Raw genomic sequence first — 16,748 nt, forward strand, 5'->3', positions numbered from 1 at the left:
AGCAACCCTGCTTGTTAAGGGTTTTAAAGCATAACGGATGTATGAAATCTGAGACATAAAAAAAATGGAGCAGTTGCCTGCCCCATTTCTTAAATCAGTCTTGCATATTATTCAAAAGAAGAATCTTTCGCAGGACGACGTCCTTCGTTGTTGCTTGGACGTGGTTTGCGGTCACGGTTGTAACCACCTTCTCTGCTTCCACCGCCACTGCTGTTGCGATCGCGATTGTATCCTCCACGTCCGCCACCACTGCTGTTGCGGTCACGGTTGTAGCCACCGCCACCACCGCTACGGTTGCCACTGTAGCCGGATGGCTTACGTCCGCCAGAGCGAACATCCGGTTTACGACGTTTCGCACGGATCGGATCTTCAGGAGTCAGATCAACTTGAGCGTCTTTTTTGTCGCCTGTCAGGAGCTTCAGGGAAGCTGACAACAGTTGAACAGAATCGTATTGCTCAAGCAATTGGATAGCGATACCTTTGTATTCGTTCAGTTCGCCAGTTTGTACGATTTCGAGCAAACGCTCAGCTGTCAAACGTTGTTTCCCTTCTACTGCTTCAGCCAATGTTGGCAGAGGCTTACGAGGGATACGGTGACGCGTTACACGCTCAATAAAGTGCAGGTGATCGATCTCACGCGGAGTAACGAAAGACCATGCAGCACCCTCTTTACCAGCACGACCTGTACGGCCGATACGGTGAACGTAGCTTTCCGGATCTTGTGGAAGGTCAAAGTTCACAACGTGTGTTACGCCGGATACGTCGAGACCACGTGCAGCTACGTCTGTTGCTACGAGTACATCAATGCTTCCATCACGGAATTTGCGCATTACCGTATCACGTTGGTTCTGGGACAAGTCACCATGGAGACCGTCTGCAGAATATCCACGTTTTTGCAGTGCTTCAGCCAATTCGTCAACACGACGCTTCGTACGACCGAATACGATTGCGAGCTCTGGAGATTCCATATCAAGCAAACGGCTAAGTGCTTCGAATTTTTGACGTTCTGGCACTTCAATGTACGCTTGGTCAATCAAAGGTGCGCTAACTTGTTTCGGGATAACGGACACGTGCTCTGGGTTGTTCAAGAATTGCTGAGCCAATTTTTGAATGTTAGGAGGCATTGTTGCTGAGAAGAGCATCGTTTGACGGTCAGCTGGGACTTGTTTCAGGATGGATTGGATATCCTCCATGAAGCCCATGTCGAGCATTTCATCTGCTTCATCCAATACAACTGTTTGTACATCTTCAAGTTTAATCGTTTTGCGGTTGATGTGATCCAGGAGACGTCCAGGTGTACCGATGATAATCTGTGGTTTTCTTTTCAGTGCACGGATTTGACGAACAATATCTTGTCCTCCGTAAATTGGCAGGGAGCGCAAACCTTTGAAGCGGGTAAGTTTTTCGATCTCTTCGGCAACTTGGATCGCAAGTTCACGTGTAGGTGCCATGATGAGGGCGCGGATTTTTTCGTCACTTTTTGAAATTTTGCTGATTAGCGGAATACCGAAAGCTGCTGTTTTACCGGTACCTGTTTGAGCTTGGCCGATCAAATCCTTGCCTTCAAGCGCAATGGGAATCGATTTGGATTGAATCGGCGTTGCCTCTTCGAACCCAAGTTCGGTGATCGCTTGCAGCACCAGTGGTTCAAGATTGAAATCTACGAAATTTAAATTTGTCAAAATTATTCATACTCCTTCTATAGGGTGGACATGGTGGACAATCCACTTTGTTGTCTGTATTCTTAAGTAGCGTTAATATTTATAGGGTATCCCATATGGGCAAATTATTTTCATTATCAACATAATTCGTGAATGGGTCCCCAACATAAGACTAAAACTACATACATGTGTTTGAAACATTTCAAATTTTATCGTTCGATTTGGAAAAAGTTCCCTACTCAAGAATATCCACAAATCATTATATCACAAAACAATTCAAGATTACCAGCAATCTGGTTTTAAATATAAATGAGGTGATTAAATTGCCCAAAATAATATGGCACTCTTTAGTGATCATATTGGGTGCCGCAGCTATTGCCTGTGGCTTCAACTGGTTTTTGGTCCCCCATCAGCTGCTAAGCGGCGGGGTATCGGGTATTTCCATGCTTCTTGGTTATTTTACAAGCTTGAATCTTAGTATAATGTACTTTGTTCTTAACATTCCCCTGCTAGTCGCAGGTTGGTTTATTCTTGGACGACGATTTATTATATTAAGCATCGTGTCGGTAGCAGCCACATCTTGGTTTATTGGATTGCTGCCTGTTTTTGTCGTGGCAACAGACCCCTTACTCAGCTGTGTATTCGGCGGCGTGCTTGTAGGTCTTGGTACAGGCATCTCCTTCCGTGTAGGCGGTTCTACAGGAGGACTCGACATTGTAGGTTCCATCTTCACCCGTTATCGTGATTTCCCCATCGGTACGGTTATGGCTGGTATGAACGGGGCTATTATTATGCTCGCTGGTTATCTGAACAATGACTGGAATATCGCCCTCGCCTCCATGGTTTCGATTTATATCACTGGGAAGGTGCTGGATCTGATCCACATCAGTCATGTTAAGGTGACATTGTACATTATTACGAACGAGACGGAAGCCATGTTGAAAAAATTGCTGGTTCGTCCCCGTGGTGTCACCAAGATCAAAACTCAGGGAGCATACACCGACATTGAAAAGGACATGTTAATGACAGTGACTACTCGATATGAGTTGGTTGAGATTAAACGCATCATCAAGGAAACCGACCCAAATGCGTTCGTCAATATCGTTGAAACAGTCGGTGTCATGGGTTCTTTCCGCCGAAGCTGAGGCACATGTACGGTTAACAATTTATATAATTGTGGTATAATAATTGTGCACGGCTCCTAAATATGATGTATAGCAGGATCTGCCCTTCACTTTCACAGGCCATATGCTTTTCCGATTCGCGCCGAATGACTTACCATTTTGGAATTCGAGTAGGAAAGGGTGATTATTGTGGATATGGAAACGGTAAAACTGTTTGAAATCGTCAACAGATGGTGCCCGGAAATGCTCCCTTTCTTGAAACCGAATGAGCTCGATTCACTTATTGTTCTCCGGGATGGGCTGGGCATTCTGGAGCAGGGAGACGCAATGGAAATCATTCAGTACAGTATTTGTGAACATCAGAACGACATCTATATTCAATAATCTTTTTTTGATTGATCATGCCGCTTCTCGTGAGGTTATCCTCACAGGAAGCGGTTTTCATTTTTTTCCGGAATGTTTCATCACTTGATTAATATGGTTAAAAGCCCAGAGGCTTTGTTATATAATCAATCATGGAATGTACATAAAGGGAGTGGGAATAAAATGAATACGTTTTGGGCTTTACTGGCCATGGCCTTGGGAAGCTTCAGTGGTGCACCGGCAACAGCAGATCAGGGTAACCAGCAGCTTCAATCGTTAACCAATAGTTTTAACACCGCGATTATTCAATCACAAAAGGATCAAGTCGTCATTGATGCGGATAATCCGCCTGCCAAAATTGACCCTCAGCCTGATGCTCCTATTGTCAAAGGAATTTATGTTACGGCTTACAGTGCCGGCGGAGCCCGAATGAAGGAACTGCTCGATCTGATTGATAACACAGAGCTTAACTCCATGGTCATTGATATCAAGGACGACCTCGGATACATAACCTACCCCACAGAGAATCAATCGCTACAGAAAATGGGCAAATCCCAACCTTTTATCCGGGACATTGACGCCTTGATGAAACGACTGCAAAAACATGAGGTCTACCCGATTGCACGGGTCGTCGTATTCAAAGATACGATTCTTGCCAAAAAAAATCCGGAGCTTTCCTTCCGAAACAAGGATGGATCCGTATGGGCCAATGGCAAAGGCGACAGTTTCGTTAACCCGTACAGCAAGGAAGTCTGGGACTATAATATTGAAATCGCCAAGGAAGCCGCCAAGCTTGGATTCAAGGAAATCCAATTTGACTATGTGCGTTTCCCTGAAGGTTTCGAGAACCGTGCCGATATACTGAAATACACCAAAACCGACAAGTCGCGGGTCGATGTTGTTGCAGAATTTGTTCAATACGCCCGCAAGGAGCTTGCGCCTCTGGGTGTCCGGGTTTCCGTTGATATCTTTGGCTATGCGGCCTCTGTACCCGCAGCAGAAGGAATCGGCCAGGACTTTGTGAAAATCTCCGAAAATGTGGACGTGATCTCACCGATGGTCTATCCAAGTCACTATTCCACCGGATGGTATGGCGTAAAGGATCCTGACAAGGACCCTTACACAACGATCAAAGGCTCTATGGAAGATACGCATAAGAAACTCGACCCAACTGAAGATCTCAAGCCGGTAATCCGGCCTTGGATTCAGGACTTTACGGCCAGCTGGCTCGGCAGTGGACACTACATCAAATATGGCAAAAAACAAGTTGAAGACCAGATTCGTGCAATGAAAGACATGGATGTGGATGAGTATCTGCTCTGGAATGCGTCCAACCGTTATACCTCAGGTGTAAACTATAAGTAAATCACTAAGCACTCTTCCTTATCTATCATCCTCCCCGTTCCGCTCACGCGGAGCGGGTTTTTTTATTGTTTTGCCACGTAATTCCGGCCTTTCCCTGTTCAAATTCAGCAAAATCCACTACAATGAATAGCTGTCGATAAGACAGTTTGATGATCACTCTTATGAATAGCGAGGCACTCCAAGTGAACATGACAACCACCCGTTTTTCGCAAAAAGTAAAACAATTCCTGATCATATTCCTACCGATATTCACAACACAAATTGCCCTGTCTGCCATGTCCTTCTTCGATACCAATATGTCAGGCAAGTTTTCCCCAGCGGATCTGGCTGGTGTAGCTATTGGCACAAGTCTGTGGATGCCGGTACAAACCGGGCTTAGCGGAATTCTTATCGGAATCACCCCTGTGGTATCCCACCTGCTGGGTTCCAAGCGCAATGATCAGATCGGCCACAGCGTGATCCAGGCACTTTATCTGGGCATTGCGGTAAGCCTAGCCGTTCTAGCCATCGGAGCCGTGGTTCTTACCCCCATTCTGAATGGGATGCCCCTGGAGCCGCGGGTTGCCCGGGTTGCACTTTATTTCTTAAGCGCACTGGCTTTTGGCATCATTCCGCTGTTCGGGTACACCGTGCTGCGCAGTTTCATGGATGCACTCGGACAGACACGGATAACCATGTTAATCACGTTAGTGTCGCTTCCTGTTAATATTTTGCTGAATTATCTACTCATCTTCGGACGTTGGGGCTTTCCCCAGCTGGGAGGTGTTGGTGCTGGCGTCGCTACCGCGTGTACATACTGGATCATTTTTTTGATCAGCATCTTCTTCGTTCACCGGATTGAACCCTTCGCCCAGTATGGCGTGTTCCGCCATCTATCCGGCATATCACTGGGTAAATGGAAGGAATTGCTCAAAATCGGGGTACCCATCGGGTTCGCTACTTTTTTTGAAACTTCCATCTTTGCAGCCGTGACATTAATGATGAGTCGATTTGATACCATCACAATTGCTGCGCATCAGGCTGCTCTTAATTTCGCCTCTACGCTGTACATGCTGCCAGTGAGCATATGTATGGCCCTCACCATTCTGGTCGGTTATGAGGCAGGTGCTGGACGTTTGAGAGACGCCAAACAGTACAGCTTGCTTGGCATTGGCGGAGCCATCGTACTCTCGCTGCTCACTGCAGTCGTATTGCTCGTATTCGGGGAACAAATTGCAGGACTATATTCAAACGAGCAAGAGGTTATTGCGTTGACTCAGCATTTCCTTATATACGCCATCTTCTTTCAAATCTCGGATGCCATTGCGACACCGACACAGGGTGCTCTTCGGGGTTACAAAGATGTTAATCCTGCATTGATCATTACGTTTGTGGCTTATTGGATCATAGGTCTTCCAGTGGGGTACATTACAGCTACGTATACAGCGCTCGGCGCTTTTGGATATTGGATCGGCTTGATTGCCGGCCTCGCGGTCGGTGCTACGGCACTTCTCTGGAGGCTATTCCTGGTTCAGCGAAAAGCGGCCGTCCGTATGATTGATCAATCCCGATAAACCGATCGATATAACGTAATCAGACCAAATTGTTGATTCAAATAAAAAGAGCACAGCCCGTATAGACGGCGCTGTGCTCTTTTGCTTGTTGTTTATTGAGATAAACGTTGTGCAAGCTCGTATGTGTTCATATCGAAATCCTTTTTGGTGTTAACGACTTTATCGATGTCTGTCAGAACAAGCTCACCTTTGATAATGCCACAACCCTTGTCAGTCTCTCCTGCAATCAGGCTACGCACAGCAAAGTCTCCCAGACGGCTGGCAAGGTTACGGTCAAACGGAGTCGGCGTACCGCCACGTTGAATGTGACCCAGTACGGTTACACGTGGCTCATATGTTGGGCAGCGTTCCATCAGTTCTTTGGCCACATCTTCACCCTTGCCAACACCTTCGGCAACGATAATGATACTGTGGCGTTTGCCATGTGCGAAGTTGGCTTTCATCCGGTCTGCCACTTCATCCATGTCAAATGGAACTTCCGGCACCAGAATCGTTTCAGCACCCGAAGCCAATCCGGCATGAAGCGCAATATCACCACAGTGGCGGCCCATAACTTCAACGATGGAAGAACGTTCGTGGGAAGACATGGTATCACGCAGTTTGTTGACTGCATCTACCACAACGCTTACTGCTGTATCGAACCCGATCGTGTAATCCGTAAACGAGATATCGTTGTCGATGGTTCCCGGCAGACCCATTGTATTGATGCCGAGTTTACTCAGTTTGTTGGCACCATTGTAAGAGCCGTCCCCACCGATTACAACCAGACCATCAATGCCGCGTGCACGCAGAATGTCCGCTCCCTTTTCCTGACCTTCGGCAGTATAGAACTCCTTACAACGGGCGGATTGCAGAACCGTTCCCCCGCGCTGAATGATGTCACCTACACTACGCAGATCCATTGGGAATATATCGTTGTTCAACAGACCTTGGTACCCACGTTGAACACCGTATACTTCGAGCCCGTGGAATAGTCCGCTGCGAACCACTGCACGAACAGCCGCGTTCATTCCTTGTGAGTCACCACCGCTCGTTAAAACTGCGATTTTTTTTACTGCTGTCATGATGTTTCTTCCTCCTCTAGTTTCACTTCAGGCTTCCGCAACAATGCGCCTGACTTACATATGCTTGCGAATCCAGCGACTGAAGATAAAGAAAAAAACTCTGGTCATTGGACTCTTCTTCATCAAACGCTTGGATATGGCGCGAACTTCCTGCTGTTCGCTGACTTTGGGATCAGACAGGTAAATGGCAAGCAGTCCTTCGATAATCATCCGGTGAAAAGCACTTCCCGGAATATTCTGCACATCACTGCGGGCCATCTCCACAATAAAAGCAATGCGGTCTAGCATCGTCTCCACATTTTCGTAATAATTGCAGAAATTGAGATCTCCACCGATACGATCTTCATCCTGATCGATTAAATAATCGAGCATAATGTGCAATGCGCATACATGCGGAAAATAGGCAGTATGGATTGAGGCCGCCTGCTCTTCAGTCAGCTGATCATCACTCGCAGCCAGAAACAGCATGAATACGCCCAGCGTAGAGCCAGTAGCGGCGGCAAATTCGTTCCAACGGAACTGAGGTGTACGGTGGCGATGCTCTGCCCACCACTCGAGCAGTGCTGTTTCTCTCAGTTCCGGTTTGATGTGCTTATATACCTGCAGGTCCGTGTATAGGCCTGCCAGATCCTGAATTTGAGGCTTGGCGGACGCATATCCAGGCAGCTGACGTGTGAGCTCCTGACATGTCGTCACCAGATTCCGCAAGTATCCACCATCGTCCTGCTCCTCACGGAGCGCATAATAATTGACCGGTGTTGCTTCGGGATCTACCGCATCAAGCATGGATTGATGGAGAAGCCGAAAATCATTCGGGTCCATCGATGTGCTGCGGTCGCACAGATTGTCCAAATAATCACTAATGGTTTGATAAGAAACGATGAGCGGAATCAAGATGTGCCTCTTTGGCATATCAGGCAAAGCATAAACCGTTCCGCCCTCACAGTGAAACTGTTTGTCCTTGAGACTAGCCAGAGCCTGATTACGTAATTCCTCATTCGGAATTTTCTCAGCCTTAGCTCTCCACCCAGCCAGTTCTTTCCGCGTTTCCGGAATGGTGTACTTGTACACCCTTCTCATCAATTCCAGCGGTCCCCGCGGATATTGATGTCGACTTTGATTAGATTGGCTCAAAATAAATGTGCCTCCACTTGGTTGAATACGTATTAGAGCGATTTTTAACCAATCCCATTATAATATGAACCCCTTAATTGTACAAATGATCTACCGCATAATCACGGGAAAAAATCGCTTCCGCCAACTAGTCTTTGTGATATACTAAGCATATTTCATCCATCAAAGGAGTCGTTGACATGATGTCAAGTGAGCCTCTCTCGTGGAGACGGTTATTTGCTTTTTTTGTACCGCTCGGCATATCCGCCTCTTTGGTTACCATTTCTCACGTAATTATTAATAGTACACTCGCCAGATCCGCTCATCCGGAGACGGTCATTGCCAGTTACGCGATTGCTGGCAGCCTGCTGACCCTTACGGAACGCCCCTCCACACTGCTGCGGCAAACCTGTTCTGCGCTGGTTCGGGACCGCCTGTCCTTTCAGGCCCTCACTTTCGTCACCAAAATCTTTCTCGCCTGCGTGCTGCTGATTGGATTCCTTATCGTATACTCTCCCATTGGTACAGTGGTTTTCAAATATCTGTTCGGCGTGAGTCCCGATTTATTGTCCAAAGTAATCGATGTCTACGAAATCCTGATGTACGTCAGTATCTTCTCGGTCATTCGCAATATCTATCAAGGCATTATCATTACGAATAATCGAACCAAATGGCTGACCATCGGCATGTTATTCCGTCTTGGAGGCATGTATGGCCTATCCCTGTATTTCATCTATACAGACAGCATTAACAGCGGTCGTGTAGGCGCTATCATTTTTGCGGCAGGCATGATGATTGAAGCACTCGTCAGTTTTCTTGAGGGAAACAGCATCAAGCGGAACATGCCAGCCAAGCTGGAGGATCATCCCGTCGAAAACAAAGGAGACGTTTTCCGCTTCTACAAGCCGCTGCTGTTATCCAGTTTTGTCGCCTTGTTCATTGGACCTGTCATTAATATCGTGCTTGGCAAAACGACGGGTATTGCGCTTGCCATCTCTTCTTTTGCCGTAGCCAGCAGTTTGATGCAGCTCATGTTAAGCTTTTTTACCTACATTCATCAAATTGTGCTTAATTTCTATGAGATTGATGCCAAACTGGTGAGAAAATTCGCGCTGGTGACCGGATTTATTCCTTTTGCCATGACAGCAGCCATAGCCTATACACCTCTGGGTCCATGGGTACTGGAAAATGTAATGAGCGTTCAGGGGAACCTGCTGCAGCAAAGTTTGTGGACGCTGCGAGCCTTTGTGCTATTTCCGCTGATTTCGCCTTTTCTTGATTTCAGCAATGGGCTGATCCTGCTGCGGGGACAGACCAAAACGATGTTCCGCTCCCAGTCAGCCAATGCAATCTGTACCGTGATCGTACTGCTCATTCTGGTTAGCATATTCCCGGCTTGGAACGGCATGATTGGTGCTGTAGCTCAGTCCCTAGGTCTGCTGGCAGAACTGGTCATTGTATGGCTTGTCATCCGGCGCACGCAGAAGGAACCTTCCATGTCTGCCCCACCGTCCCGAAAGTCATCTTCACTTAAAGGCTAAATATTGAAATGTAATGAAGAATGGAGTCTCTCAACATGAAATTAAGTCACAACGCCCGCCCGGATCAAAACTGGCTGCGGGCACTTATGTTTACAATCTTCGGCTCAACCGTGCTGGTGGTTTCCTACCTCCAGCTCTACTTCAGTCATCTGGGATTCAGCCGGGCCGAGATTGGCTACTTGTACGGAATCGGTCCACTTGTATCCGTATTCTCCAACATGTTCTGGAGCATGGCCAGTGACCGATACAAAACCGTCCGCAAAGTCATGATCATTCTGCTCGGCGGACAATTAATTACAGGCGTCATGCTCGCCAATGCAACGTCCTTTGGCCAAGTATTTTTCCTGGTCACGTTATTTTACTTTTTCTACTACCCGGTCTACCCGCTTGCCGATACGATGGCGATTACCACCGCAAGCAAATACGGTCGAAATTTCACGTCCATTCGAGTATTTGGCTCCATTGGCTATGCCTTTTTTGCATTAAGCATTGGTTATTTTCTTGGTTCTTTTGGACCCGGGTGGACGATGTGGGTATGCGTTACACTTGCTGCCATAACCCTTCTGATTGGTTTCCGGTTGCAGGATCAGAATGAACCCTCTGGCAGCAGCAGTAAAATGGAGCTCTCCGGGCTCTGGGCAATCCTGAAACGCAGAGATGTGCTGAGCTTTTTCGGGTGTGTTTTCCTGCTCGCATTAGGGCATCGGATGAATGAAGCATTTCTCACCATCACGCTGAAGGATCTCGGTGCCAGTGAAGGCCTGATCGGCTGGTCGCTGCTCATCTCTTCCGTGAGTGAAATTCCTATATTTCTGCTGCTCAGCAAGTATGGCAATCGATATAAGGAGCTTCCCTTACTCACCTTAGCTGCGCTTATGTATACCCTTCGTTTATTTCTGATGTCTGTGTCGGATACACCTACAGCTGTTGTTGCCATTCAAACCATGCACAGTGTCACCTTTGGCATTTTCTATGTAACAGCCGTCCGCTATATTACCCGCCTCGTACCAGATGCGTATCGTGCGACAGGTATGGCCCTGTTCACCATCGTATGGTCAAGTGCCTCAGGTCTGCTCAGCGGAACCTTTGGAGGGTTGATATTGGATCATGCTGGCAGACAGGTCTTCTATCTTACAGCCATGACCTTCTCACTCGCTGCACTTCTTGGCTTCATCCTGAAGCTGCTATCCAGCATAACCAAACGTGCAGAATGAGCGCATCGAGCTGTCTTTTTAAAAAATGAACACAAAAAAGCACAGTCCCCTCGGAGACTGTGCTTGGGTTCGTTATATTCAGCTAGAAGCCAATCATTTATAAGAAATCCGTTGACCGGAAAAATCTTACAATTTAGTTACGTTAGCTGCTTGAGGACCACGGTTTCCATCAGTGATTTCGAATTCTACCGCTTGACCTTCTTCCAATGTTTTAAAGCCGTCGCCTTGGATTGCGGAGAAATGTACGAATACGTCCTCGCCGCCTTCAACTGAAATAAAGCCATAGCCTTTTTCTGCGTTAAACCATTTAACTGTACCTTTCAAATGAACAACCTCCTAAAAATATCGCCATCTATGGCGAATACCCTTATTATACTGTATGACTTTCCACTTTGCAATTTATCTTTTCAATAAATGCGGAAAAAATTTGCTTTGAAACGTAGGGTACGGTATCATTTTACCAAAACCGTAAGTTTGGAGACTATCTATGATTAAAAAACATGAAATATACAAAACCGACAAGTGGAATATGATGACGGTAGAAGTACAAGGCAAATACCTCGTACTCCGTGAAATTTCCGAGGAATGGGGCGAAGAATGCCATACGTTTCTTAGCCGCCCTGCCTTGATGCACTGGGCTGAGCGCCGTTTTCCAAAAGCCGATTTCGAGAACCGCGAGGATGAATGGCGTCAATTAATGGCTGCTTTCAAAGAGGTGTAATGAATGACGCTTGACTCAAGCAATGTTGTCATTTTCATTATCCTTGCCTTTTCGCTGGGAGTTGTGCTTATTCTGGGACGCAGTTCCATTCCGGATCGACTGCGACGGGGAATGGCTCTTATAGCTACACTGCTTATTTGTTTTGCATTTTTCCTGATCGTCTATTTCCTCGCCAACATGGGAGCCTAGTGCTCTCCAAATATTTCAACAGGCCCGAGGCCATACTATACTGAATTGCTCGTATAGTCAGGAGGAAGGCCGTTGAAATATCGAAAATCGCTGTTCGTCATGCTAGTACTCAGTCTGATTCCTTCGTCTCTCTCCGCACAAGCGAGCGAGACGGGAGCAGATTGGTCTATACATCAACTTCATCAAAGGAGGATTCCCATGAGTCAATTATTGAAACGTTCCGAGGTACCAACTGAACATACGTGGAAACTCGAAGATTTGTTCGCCGATCAGAAAGCCTGGGATCAGGAATACGAAGAAGTAACGTCTCTGACCAAGAAAGCCTCCGAATTTCAAGGCAAGCTGAACAAGCCGGAATCTCTTAAGGCATGCTTTGAGCTCGAAGATGAGGTCAGTCTCAAAATTGAACGCCTTTTTGTGTATGCACGCATGCACCAAGATGAAGACACAGCTAATCCTACATACCAAAACCTGTCCCAAAAAGCGCAAAAGCTAAGCGTGCGTGTCGGGGAAGCTCTTTCCTTTGTCACACCCGAAATTCTCTCCCTGCCGGATGATCAGCTGGATGCTTTCATTGCAGATGAGAAACTGTCGGCATTCAAGTTCACTCTGGAAGAGATGAAACGTGAGAAGGCGCATGTCTTGAGCAAAACGGAAGAAGCCCTGCTTGCACAGGTGGGCAACTTGTCTCAAGCACCGCAAACCATCTTCAGCATGCTGAACAATGCCGATCTCAAGTTCCCGAAAATCAAGGATGAACATGGCAACGATGTGGAGCTTACCCACGGAAGTTATATTCAATTCCTGGAGAACCCTAATCGCGAAGTTCGCGAACGTGCCTTCAAAGCGGTGTATGAAACGTACGCCAAACAGAAGAACACGATCGCCGCAGCCCTGAATGCCAATGTCACCAAAAACATGTTCTATGCAAATGTCCGGAAGTACCCGTCCGTAATGGAAATGTCACTGTATGGTGACAACATTCCAACGGAAGTGTACACCAACCTGGTGGACACCATTCATGAAAGCCTCCCGCTCCTGCACCGTTATATGGATCTGCGCAAAAAATTGCTCGGTGTGGATCAATTGCATATGTATGACTTGTTCGCTCCTCTGGTTGATGAGTATAAAATGGACATCACCTACGAGGAAGCGAAACAGACCGTCAAAGATGGCCTGAAACCACTGGGCGAGGATTATGGAAATGCATTGCAGGCTGGATATGATGACCGCTGGATTGACGTATATGAGAACGAAAACAAACGTTCAGGTGCTTACAGCTGGGGTGCATACGGCACACATCCATACGTCCTGCTTAACCATAAAGACAATCTGAACAGCATGTTTACACTGGCACATGAAATGGGTCATGCTCTGCATTCCTATTATTCGGATACTACCCTTCCGTATCGGGATGCACAGTACACCATCTTCCTGGCAGAGGTTGCATCCACAACCAATGAGGCGTTGCTGATGGATTACCTGCTTAACAAATCCACGGATCCGAAGGAAAAACTGTATCTGTTGACCTATTATGCAGATCAATTCCGTACAACTGTGTTCCGTCAAACGATGTTTGCAGAATTCGAGAAAATCATTCATGAGCGTGCTGAACAGGGCGAAGCCCTTACACCGCAGCTGCTGTCTGAAATTTATTACGACCTCAACGTCCAATACCATGGAAATAGCATGGCTGTAGATAAGGATATTGAGATGGAATGGGCACGTATCCCCCATTTCTACAACAGCTTCTACGTTTACAAATACGCAACCGGATTCTCTGCAGCAACGAGCTTCTCCAAACAGATTCTCGAAGAAGGTCAGCCTGCGGTAGACCGTTATCTTGGTTTCCTCAAGAGTGGTGGAAGTGACTACTCCATCAATATTCTGAAAAAAGCAGGCGTGGATATGTCTTCTCCACAGCCAATTCGCGAAGCCATGAGTGTCTTCAAAGAATTGATTGAACAGATGGAACAATTGACCAAATAAAGTTGTCTCTCTGTTACACGCGACCTGCATCCCTTGCCCAATTTCGGGCAAGGGATTTTATAATCAAGCCAGATGCACAGCGCCTTCTTTAGGGTAATGCATTCGTAGTCCTGAATTGTTCAACAAGGAGGCACCACCATGAAAATGCAATGGACCCTCATCGCAGGTCTAGTTTTTGCACTTCTTACCGGAATCTTCGCTGTTATTAATGTGGATTCCGTGCAGGTTAACCTGCTGTTTAACACGGTTCAAATCCCACTGATTTTGTTGATTCTGGGCTGTACCCTGATCGGCGGAATCATTGTCGGATCTTATGGCATTTTCCGTCAATATCGATTGCAGCGCGAGAACAAGCAACTGAAATTGCGTGTAACCGAATTGGAGAACACGGCTTCGAGCTATTCTTCACTGGGTTCCACCGCGACAATGGAATCATACGAAACAACTGAACCGGATCGCAAGGCTGAGACAGATTCCATCCAGAGTCAGCAGCGCAAGGGAAATTCTGCAGATTCGTTGTAAGAAGAACAAACAGCCTGCTGGCATAAGGAATGGATGTCCCATTCGACCAGACAGGCTGTATTCTTGTTTTTGGAACACTTATTATGAGGAGGCATCACTATATGAATTTTACGATTAATGAATCCTACGTCCTGGACCTTCTGAAAAAGCTGCTGGATACCCCAAGTCCAAGTGGCTACACACACCACATTATCGAGATGATCCGGGAAGAAGCCGAATCATTGAATATTTCGTTTGAATTAAATAACAAAGGTGGAGCCGTGCTCACTTTGCCTGGGCAGGATGCCTCCAAAACGATTGGACTCAGTGCACACGTGGATACGCTCGGCGCGATGGTACGTTCCATCACTTCTTACGGTACGCTCAAGCTAACCTCTGTGGGTGGATTCACCATGCACAGTATTGAGAATGAGTATTGCACGATCCACACACGTGATGGAAAGACATACACTGGTACAATTCTCTCCCTGCACCCATCGGTTCATGTCTACCCAGACGCCCGCACCTTTGAGCGTAAGGAAAGCCATATGGAAGTTCGTATTGATGAAGTGGTCTCTTCTAAGGAAGATGTTCTTAAACTGGGTATCAGCGTCGGAGACTTTATTTCATTCGATGCACGTGCAGTTATTACACCAAGCGGTTATATCAAGTCGCGTCATCTGGATGACAAAGCCAGTGTAGCTGCCCTTTTCGGCATTTTGGAATCTGCTCATCGGGAAGGCTGGAAGCCTCTACATAACGTCTCTCTGCTTATTTCGAATTACGAAGAAGTCGGGCATGGCGCCTCGTATATTCCGTCCGAGATCAGTGAATTGATCGCGGTAGATATGGGAGCAATGGGTGACGATCTCAGTTGTAAAGAAACGGATGTATCCATCTGCGCCAAAGATTCTTCAGGTCCATATGACTATGACATGACGAGTCGCCTGATTGAACTTGCCAAACAGGCAAATCTCGATTATGTCGTTGATATTTATCCCCAATACGGATCAGATGGCAGTGCTGCCTTGCGAGGTGGAAACAACATTCGTGCTGCACTGATTGGTCCTGGAGTACATGCCTCCCATTCCATGGAGCGTACACACAAGGATGCTGTTTTGAACACAGCCAGACTGCTCGCTTCATATATTACAACCAAGTAATCGCCCTCAGCATGCTTCAGGAATATAGCAAGATGCCAGCAACAGCTCACATCGCCGCCTGGCATCTTTTTTCACCCTATTAATTTCTCCTTACCTGGATATCTACCCTAGTCAGCCTGCTCCACATACTGACGATATTGCTGCTCGATTCGTGTTACTTCCCTCTCATGATCACGAATTTCATTTTTCAACACATGCAATGTACGACGGACGGTTAGACGGCCCTCCTCTACCTGGGATTCAGCTTTACGGATTTTGTCTTGCACCATCCAGTCCACAAAGAGATTGTCGAAAAAGTAATCTGCAAAGGATAATAATCCCCCAAGCTCCAGGTCGGCATGTACCGCCATTTTCACATCTTCAAACTCCTTCTGGAATCGCTTCAAATGCCTTCCCGCTTCAGTTAGGGCAGATTGAGCCTCATCCATACGACCGCGTTTGATATGAGTGGATATCATGCCTCCGCCCATCATGTCGTATACTCCCCAATTCCCTGCAGACTTGAGCGCATCCCCCGCACGGTTAAGTGCACTGAGAAGGCGTTCCCCTTCGCGGTCTGCCTCCTTAAGTTCCTTCATTTCACCGCGTAAATGCTCCAGATCCTCTGCCAATTGCCTAAGTTCATCGTGGTTCGCCAGCAGTTGATTTTCCTTTTTGCCCCACAATATCTTGTAATCATTTTCCCAAAATCGATATTTACTCTGCTCATCCAGTTCGCGCTGCACTTCTTTTCTCTGCTCATGAATGTCTTGTAACATTTGGCAGGCTGTATCGTACTCAGCCTTACTCTCCATTAATTCCAGTTCTTCCTTCTCCAGCTTCTCCTGCTTTTTGCCAATCAAGTTATAGAAAAATGCAGATAAGGTCATGCCATTCAGCCGGTCCACATCATTCTGCTCCTTCTGGAGATGCTCCAGGCGCCTCTGTACTTTCGCTTTCCACTCAGCTTCTTCCTGGTTCAACTTCTCCAGGCGATTGTTCCATTTCTCGTAAATTCTCCCCTTTTCCTTGAGCACAGCCAGTTGTTCATTTAATTCTTTATACATAAATGTGGTGTTCTCTCCTTTCGCTGGAATTATTTTCTTACTACTTACAACGTAATGGATATGGCTAACGTTTCATATAAAAAAATCGCCATCCTTCAAAACAAGGCATAAGGCCCTATTTTAAATGATGACGATTTGTAC

16 protein-coding genes are annotated in these 16,748 nt (G+C 46.7%); 11 read left to right on the forward strand and 5 right to left on the reverse strand.

Features of this window, described 5'->3' with window-relative positions:
* Nucleotides 1-107: 107 nt before the first annotated feature.
* On the reverse strand, nt 108-1,682 hold the full coding sequence (gene cshA, locus MH144_RS08940; RefSeq protein ID WP_239299146.1) for a degradosome RNA helicase CshA: 1,575 nt from the start codon (nt 1,680-1,682) through the stop codon (nt 108-110).
* Between the two features lie 302 nt (nt 1,683-1,984).
* Here cshA and MH144_RS08945 point away from each other — a divergent pair, with 302 nt between their 5' ends.
* The 4 genes from MH144_RS08945 (at nt 1,985) to MH144_RS08960 (ending at nt 6,066) form a co-directional block, all read left to right on the forward strand.
* Entirely contained in the window at nt 1,985-2,806 is an 822-nt protein-coding gene (locus tag MH144_RS08945) for a YitT family protein (protein ID WP_095288017.1), read from the forward strand.
* Nucleotides 2,807-2,980: 174 nt separating this feature from the next.
* A complete protein-coding gene (locus tag MH144_RS08950; RefSeq protein WP_170948057.1) occupies nt 2,981-3,169 on the forward strand; it encodes a hypothetical protein in 189 nt (62 codons plus the stop codon).
* Nucleotides 3,170-3,331: 162 nt separating this feature from the next.
* A complete protein-coding gene (locus MH144_RS08955; protein WP_239299148.1) occupies nt 3,332-4,513 on the forward strand; it encodes a putative glycoside hydrolase in 1,182 nt (393 codons plus the stop codon).
* A gap of 161 nt (nt 4,514-4,674) precedes the next feature.
* A complete protein-coding gene (locus MH144_RS08960; RefSeq protein ID WP_481857324.1) occupies nt 4,675-6,066 on the forward strand; it encodes an MATE family efflux transporter in 1,392 nt (463 codons plus the stop codon).
* 92 nt (nt 6,067-6,158) lie between these two features.
* Here MH144_RS08960 and pfkA read toward each other — a convergent pair whose 3' ends face one another.
* Nucleotides 6,159-7,130, reverse strand: coding sequence for a 6-phosphofructokinase (gene pfkA, locus MH144_RS08965; RefSeq protein ID WP_239299150.1), 972 nt, complete (start codon nt 7,128-7,130; stop codon nt 6,159-6,161).
* A gap of 54 nt (nt 7,131-7,184) precedes the next feature.
* Nucleotides 7,185-8,210 carry a tetraprenyl-beta-curcumene synthase family protein gene (locus tag MH144_RS08970; RefSeq protein WP_481857343.1) on the reverse strand — a complete coding sequence of 342 codons (1,026 nt, stop codon included), beginning with the start codon at nt 8,208-8,210 and terminating at the stop codon, nt 7,185-7,187.
* A 233-nt stretch (nt 8,211-8,443) separates the two neighbouring features.
* On the opposite strand from MH144_RS08970, the gene MH144_RS08975 reads away from it, so the two are divergent.
* Nucleotides 8,444-9,784 (forward strand): polysaccharide biosynthesis protein, encoded by a 1,341-nt coding sequence (locus tag MH144_RS08975; RefSeq protein WP_239299154.1) that lies wholly within the window; start codon nt 8,444-8,446, stop codon nt 9,782-9,784.
* A gap of 35 nt (nt 9,785-9,819) precedes the next feature.
* On the forward strand, nt 9,820-10,998 hold the full coding sequence (locus tag MH144_RS08980; RefSeq protein ID WP_239299156.1) for an MFS transporter: 1,179 nt from the start codon (nt 9,820-9,822) through the stop codon (nt 10,996-10,998).
* A gap of 126 nt (nt 10,999-11,124) precedes the next feature.
* On the opposite strand, the gene MH144_RS08985 is transcribed toward MH144_RS08980, so the two are convergent.
* Complete coding sequence (locus MH144_RS08985; RefSeq protein ID WP_056700251.1) at nt 11,125-11,322, reverse strand: cold shock domain-containing protein; 198 nt, start codon at nt 11,320-11,322, stop codon at nt 11,125-11,127.
* A gap of 163 nt (nt 11,323-11,485) precedes the next feature.
* Here MH144_RS08985 and MH144_RS08990 point away from each other — a divergent pair, with 163 nt between their 5' ends.
* The 5 genes from MH144_RS08990 to MH144_RS09010 all read left to right on the forward strand — a co-directional run bounded on the left by MH144_RS08990 (nt 11,486) and on the right by MH144_RS09010 (nt 15,561).
* The gene (locus tag MH144_RS08990) at nt 11,486-11,719 is read left to right on the forward strand and encodes a hypothetical protein (protein ID WP_056700248.1); all 234 of its coding nucleotides are present in this window, start codon (nt 11,486-11,488) and stop codon (nt 11,717-11,719) included.
* A gap of 3 nt (nt 11,720-11,722) precedes the next feature.
* The gene (locus MH144_RS08995) at nt 11,723-11,908 is read left to right on the forward strand and encodes a hypothetical protein (RefSeq protein WP_095288025.1); all 186 of its coding nucleotides are present in this window, start codon (nt 11,723-11,725) and stop codon (nt 11,906-11,908) included.
* Between the two features lie 198 nt (nt 11,909-12,106).
* The gene (gene pepF, locus MH144_RS09000) at nt 12,107-13,897 is read left to right on the forward strand and encodes an oligoendopeptidase F (protein ID WP_239299158.1); all 1,791 of its coding nucleotides are present in this window, start codon (nt 12,107-12,109) and stop codon (nt 13,895-13,897) included.
* Nucleotides 13,898-14,035: 138 nt separating this feature from the next.
* Complete coding sequence (locus tag MH144_RS09005; RefSeq protein ID WP_239299159.1) at nt 14,036-14,419, forward strand: LapA family protein; 384 nt, start codon at nt 14,036-14,038, stop codon at nt 14,417-14,419.
* Between the two features lie 101 nt (nt 14,420-14,520).
* Nucleotides 14,521-15,561, forward strand: a complete 1,041-nt coding sequence (locus MH144_RS09010; protein ID WP_239299160.1) for a M42 family metallopeptidase — start codon at nt 14,521-14,523, stop codon at nt 15,559-15,561.
* A 107-nt stretch (nt 15,562-15,668) separates the two neighbouring features.
* On the opposite strand, the gene MH144_RS09015 is transcribed toward MH144_RS09010, so the two are convergent.
* Entirely contained in the window at nt 15,669-16,607 is a 939-nt protein-coding gene (locus tag MH144_RS09015; protein ID WP_239299161.1) for an AAA family ATPase, read from the reverse strand.
* Nucleotides 16,608-16,748 lie beyond the last annotated feature (141 nt).

The sequence above is a fragment of the Paenibacillus sp. ACRRY genome (assembly GCF_022346995.1).
Classification (GTDB): Bacteria; Bacillota; Bacilli; order Paenibacillales; family Paenibacillaceae; genus Paenibacillus.

Bases quoted from the DNA above. Each gene is read 5' to 3' on its own strand.
- MH144_RS08950 (WP_170948057.1), top strand. From the start codon at position 2,981: ATGGAAACGGTAAAACTGTTTGAAATCGTCAACAGATGGTGCCCGGAA.
- MH144_RS09015 (WP_239299161.1), bottom strand. From the start codon at position 16,607: ATGTATAAAGAATTAAATGAACAACTGGCTGTGCTCAAGGAAAAGGGG.
- MH144_RS09005 (WP_239299159.1), top strand. From the start codon at position 14,036: ATGAAAATGCAATGGACCCTCATCGCAGGTCTAGTTTTTGCACTTCTT.
- MH144_RS08975 (WP_239299154.1), top strand. From the start codon at position 8,444: ATGATGTCAAGTGAGCCTCTCTCGTGGAGACGGTTATTTGCTTTTTTT.
- MH144_RS08970 (WP_481857343.1), bottom strand. From the start codon at position 8,210: ATGAGAAGGGTGTACAAGTACACCATTCCGGAAACGCGGAAAGAACTG.
- MH144_RS08990 (WP_056700248.1), top strand. From the start codon at position 11,486: ATGATTAAAAAACATGAAATATACAAAACCGACAAGTGGAATATGATG.
- pfkA (WP_239299150.1), bottom strand. From the start codon at position 7,130: ATGACAGCAGTAAAAAAAATCGCAGTTTTAACGAGCGGTGGTGACTCA.
- MH144_RS08960 (WP_481857324.1), top strand. From the start codon at position 4,675: ATGAATAGCGAGGCACTCCAAGTGAACATGACAACCACCCGTTTTTCG.
- MH144_RS08955 (WP_239299148.1), top strand. From the start codon at position 3,332: ATGAATACGTTTTGGGCTTTACTGGCCATGGCCTTGGGAAGCTTCAGT.
- MH144_RS09010 (WP_239299160.1), top strand. From the start codon at position 14,521: ATGAATTTTACGATTAATGAATCCTACGTCCTGGACCTTCTGAAAAAG.
- pepF (WP_239299158.1), top strand. From the start codon at position 12,107: ATGAGTCAATTATTGAAACGTTCCGAGGTACCAACTGAACATACGTGG.
- MH144_RS08995 (WP_095288025.1), top strand. From the start codon at position 11,723: ATGACGCTTGACTCAAGCAATGTTGTCATTTTCATTATCCTTGCCTTT.
- MH144_RS08980 (WP_239299156.1), top strand. From the start codon at position 9,820: ATGAAATTAAGTCACAACGCCCGCCCGGATCAAAACTGGCTGCGGGCA.